This is a genomic window from Chimaeribacter arupi, assembly GCF_002858805.1.
In the GTDB taxonomy this organism is placed as follows: domain Bacteria; phylum Pseudomonadota; class Gammaproteobacteria; order Enterobacterales; family Enterobacteriaceae; genus Chimaeribacter; species Chimaeribacter arupi.
On the sequence record NZ_PJZI01000067.1, the window covers coordinates 1 to 4,635 of the forward strand.

Here is a 4,635-nt window from a genome sequence, read left to right on the forward strand (position 1 = left end):
GTGCGGTAGTTCAGTCGGTTAGAATACCGGCCTGTCACGCCGGGGGTCGCGGGTTCGAGTCCCGTCCGCACCGCCACTTATTGCATAAGCCCTGAGCATCAGCTCAGGGCTTTTTGCATTTTGGGAGTCCTTTTTCCCCAATATGGGCTGATAACATCCTCTCTCTTTCACCAATCTGTACCCTTCTTTTTCAGCCGCGATGGATCTCAACCGGCAAACTCAACCTTATGTAGCCTGAAAATGCCGGTTCAGTATCCTTAATTAAAAAGATCATTGGGTAATGTGGCCAGATAAATGGCAGGCTTACCTTCAAAATCAGAACTAAACAGGATTTTTTTGTCGTCAGGTGTAAAAGAGGGGTGGGGGTGAGTCACCTGGCGATCGCCATCCAGAACTTGCCATGAACTATGATGAGCCGCTACACGTGCATACTGTTTTTTATTTACATCAAACACATAGAGCCAGGGATCATTTTCAATTGTGTATCCACTGGCATCCTGCACATCTACCGGCGTACCTGATCCATCCCCGACTAACAGTGTGCCTGTCTCATTACTCATAAGATGGGAGCAAGCCGGCATAGTCATGATGACCTCATTATGAATGCGGTCAGGGTCATAGCGCCAAATTTGCCGATCTGCCTGATTTTTCAGGTATGAGACATAAATGAGCGCAGAACCATCCGGCACCCAAAACTCGTGCGTGCAGCTCTCTCCTTCGGCATGTTCTTTTACTTTACGTACGTTCGTCCCATCTTCATTCACCAGCCACATCCGCGCATCAACCAAATCATGCGGGCCTTCATGACAAAATGCGACAGTGTCATCATGATAGGGCCTGTAGATCGGGTGCCCCAGCCAGAGGTTATTTTCATGAATGACGCGTGACTGGCCGCTGTTAAGATCGATGCGCAGCAACCGGCAATGCGGTTTGCGGGTAAAGAAGGTATGGAATACTTTCCAGTCAGTGAGCGGCATCCAGTCATTACGATCGATTTCAATGCCGACCAGACTGGTGCATTCACTGTTCGCCACCCAGGTACCGTAACCGACCCACTGTTCAGGCACTTCATAAACCGTTTCTTCATGGAAATTAGCCAACTCGACCCGTTGGAGATGACGCTCATTTTTTACGTAATAAAGGTAACGGTCGTCCTGAGATAAAAAACCACCAAATGTATTATCGCCAGGCCCTTCAGTTAATTGAACAGCCTGCTGAGTGGTCAGATCCATCAAATAATAGTTCCGGTTTCCATCGAACTCGCCTGCAAATAACAGCTTGTCACCGGTCTGATTAAAACATTTTTGGTAGAAATAGTTACGATGACAAAGTACATCAGGCGGCGTCAGGCGTGTTACTTCTGCACCTGTGCCGGCATCGCGATAGGTATGGAAATCAAGGGTAATACGAGAACCTTTAGCCACAGTACATCTCCTTATTTAGCAGTCAGCACATGACGTAACTGCATCAGTTCGATGTTTGTATTTTTGAAACATCGTTTCAATGTTAAGGCGATGATACTGGGTTATTTTACGCTTGGGAGCAGGCAAGCGTGAGTCTGTTAAATTGCTCACAAAATTTTATGCAGGTTTACCCTTTTAATCACGCATGGCCTGGCCTATGCGTGAGGGCAGGTGTTCAGCCAAAAAATCGATAAAACAGCGGATGCGGCTGCTGACTGATTGATCGCTGTAATAGACTGCATGGATCGGGATCGCAACCTGCAGCAAATGATCCTGTAAGATCTCGACAAGCCGCCCGTGATTAAGATCATCCTGGATCAGGTAATCAGAGAGACAGGCAACACCATTACCATGCAGGGCTAACTGGCGTAACGTCTCGCCGTTATTGGCGGTCATCGAAGGGGTTACTTCAACTTGCTGCCCATCCCGATACAGCAGCGGCCAGCGATTAAGCGCAATCACTTCATTAAAACCCAGGCAATGATGCTGCAGCAAATCATCTGGTGTCATGGGCATTCCATGACGCATGAGATAATCAGGTGACGCAATAATACGGCGATAAGACACCATCAATTTCCTGGCCCGCAAACTGGAATCACCGAGTTCACCGAAGCGGATGGCAATATCGACTTTGCGTTCAATCAGATTGATATAACTTTCAGAGGCCACCAGAGATAATTCAATCTGAGGATAGCGTTGGGTAAAAGCGCTGACTAAAGGCGTCACCATATGCAGGATAACAGGGGTAGCCGCATCAACCCGCAGCAGTCCCTGTGGAGCTTCACGGTTATCCAGCAGCTCATTTTCTGCGGCGGCCATTTCATGTAATACCCGCTGTACCCGCCGGAAATAGATCTCTCCTTCATGTGTCAGGCTGATCTGGCGGGTCGTACGGTTGAGTAACGTCACCCCCAGCTTTTGTTCAAGGCGTTTTACCATACGGCTGACTACCGAATTATCCTGCTCAAGCTGAGCGGCCGCTTTGCTGAAACTGCCGCATTCTACGACGGTGACAAAAGTCATAAGTTCATCTGACGTTGCGCGCATTGTTGTTATCCATGCAAGAAACAATTGCTATTTCGGTGATTTAAGTCATTTAAGCATAGCCAGATAATGGCCGCCATTATCTGAACATTATCTGGAGCTTATTATGCCGATTGCGTTATTGGCGCTGACGATCAGTGCTTTTGCCATAGGAACAACAGAGTTTGTTATTGTCGGGCTGATCCCGACGATTGCCGGGCAATTACAGGTCACCGTGCCTTCAGCCGGATTACTGGTCTCTATTTACGCTTTAGGTGTCGCGGTAGGTGCCCCGGTGCTGACGGCCTTAACCAGCCGGGTGCCGCGAAAAATGTTGCTGGTCAGTTTAATGCTGCTGTTTACGCTGGGAAATTTGTTGGCGTGGCGGGCGCCTGATTATATGACATTAGTCGCCGCGCGGTTAGTGACCGGGCTGTCTCACGGCGTCTTCTTCTCTATAGGCTCAACCATTGCGACCAGCCTGGTATCCAAAGAAAAAGCGGCTTCTGCTATCGCCATGATGTTTGGTGGGCTGACCATCGCACTCGTCACGGGGGTGCCGTTAGGGACATTTATCGGCCAGCATGTTGGTTGGCGGGAAGCGTTTCTGGCGGTGTCGTTTATTGGCCTCATCGCCATGTTAGCCAGCCTGTTCCTGTTGCCTGGGACGATTAAAAACAGCCCCTCTGTCCCACTCAGGCAGCAGATGCGCGTCCTGACCAATCCTCATCTGTTATTGATTTATGCCATCACAGCGCTGGGATATGGCGGCGTATTTACCACCTTTACCTTCCTGGCACCCATGATGCAGCAGCAGGCAGGGTTTTCTGCCCCGGCCGTGAGCTGGATTTTATTGGCCTATGGCATCTCAGTCGCCATCGGCAATATCTGGGGAGGGAAGCTGGCAGACCGTCATGGCGCTGTGCGTGCATTAACCCTGATTTTTGGTGCGCTGGGAATACTGCTATTGGTTTTCCAGTTTACAGCCAGCTACAGCATACCTGCGTTAATGACGCTGCTGGTGATGGGCATCTTCGCCTTTGGTAATGTGCCGGCACTGCAAGTGTATGTGGTGCAAAAAGCAGAGCACTATGCACCTGACGCGGTTGATATTGCTTCCGGGCTGAATATTGCGGCCTTCAATGCGGGCATTGCGTTAGGGTCATCCATTGGCGGGCAGACGGTTGCCAGGTTAGGGCTGGCGCAAACACCTTGGATCGGCGGCGTGATCGTGCTGGCTGCGCTGTTGCTGGTCAGCCTCAGCGGTTATCTGGACAGAAAAAAGCCTGCGGTACTGCCTGCCGCCTGATAGCTCCCCGTCTCTGTTCGCCGTCGGGTATCGGTAAACCGTAACGGTGTGACCTCTGCTACCCTGCAATACTTCCTTGCGATGCGCTTCCCCAACGAGGCGCATCCATGCCTGAAACTGATTTTTCCTATGCTTACTCTGCGCGTATACTCATTCTTATGTTGCTGGCATGGCTGTCAGACCAGCAGCCTCATAACACAAGGGAGAAGGCTTCAGCGTGCCGAAGAAGACATATGCGATGAGATATGTTGCCGGACAACCAGTTGAGCGAATCTTTCCTGGTGCGGTAGCGCAATTGGGGCAGGCCTTGCCGCCTGGTGAGGCGTTGCCGAACTCAGAGGTTCTGCGTGTCATGGTATGGAATATCTTTAAGCAGCAGCGGGCTGAATGGCTTTCAGTGCTGAAAAATTTTGGTAAAGATGCGCAGCTGGTCCTGTTGCAGGAAGCCCAGACGACACCAGAGCTGATTAAATTTGCGACCTCACACTATCTGGCCGCAGATCAGGTACCGGCGATTGTATTGCCGCAGCACCCGTCTGGGGTGATGACGCTGGCCGCGGCGCACCCGGTCTATTGCTGCCCGTTACGGGAGCGTGAGCCCCTGCTGCGGTTATCCAAATCAGCGCTGGTGACGGTCTATCCGCTGACAAACGGGGAGCTGGTGATGGTGGTGAATATCCACGCGGTGAACTTCAGCCTGGGGGTGGATGTTTACAGTAAGCAGCTTGATCCGATTGGGGAACAGATGGCGTCCCACGCCGGGCCGGTGATTATGGCGGGCGACTTTAACGCCTGGAGCCGTCAACGCATGAATGCGCTGTTTACCTTTGCCCGCCGTTC

Annotated in this window: 4 protein-coding genes; 2 read left to right on the forward strand and 2 right to left on the reverse strand. The window is 51.1% G+C overall.

What is annotated here, in order from left to right:
- Positions 1-257 precede the first annotated feature (257 nt).
- Together CYR52_RS21940 and yafC are read right to left on the reverse strand one after the other, a co-directional pair.
- Positions 258-1,424, reverse strand: coding sequence for an oligogalacturonate lyase family protein (locus CYR52_RS21940; RefSeq protein ID WP_101829434.1), 1,167 nt, complete (start codon positions 1,422-1,424; stop codon positions 258-260).
- Between the two features lie 174 nt (positions 1,425-1,598).
- A complete protein-coding gene (yafC, locus tag CYR52_RS21945) occupies positions 1,599-2,510 on the reverse strand; it encodes a DNA-binding transcriptional regulator YafC (RefSeq protein WP_072930071.1) in 912 nt (303 codons plus the stop codon).
- Between the two features lie 103 nt (positions 2,511-2,613).
- Between yafC and CYR52_RS21950 the strand changes: the two genes are divergently transcribed.
- Both CYR52_RS21950 and CYR52_RS21955 read left to right on the forward strand, forming a co-directional pair.
- Positions 2,614-3,795, forward strand: coding sequence for an MFS transporter (locus tag CYR52_RS21950; RefSeq protein WP_072930073.1), 1,182 nt, complete (start codon positions 2,614-2,616; stop codon positions 3,793-3,795).
- Positions 3,796-4,012: 217 nt separating this feature from the next.
- Positions 4,013-4,635, forward strand: a 623-nt coding sequence (locus tag CYR52_RS21955; protein WP_101829435.1) for an endonuclease/exonuclease/phosphatase family protein, incomplete at its 3' end; no start/stop codon positions are given.

Coding starts and splice junctions, on each gene's coding strand:
- CYR52_RS21950 (WP_072930073.1), top strand. CDS start 2,614: ATGCCGATTGCGTTATTGGCGCTGACGATCAGTGCTTTTGCCATAGGA.
- yafC (WP_072930071.1), bottom strand. CDS start 2,510: ATGCGCGCAACGTCAGATGAACTTATGACTTTTGTCACCGTCGTAGAA.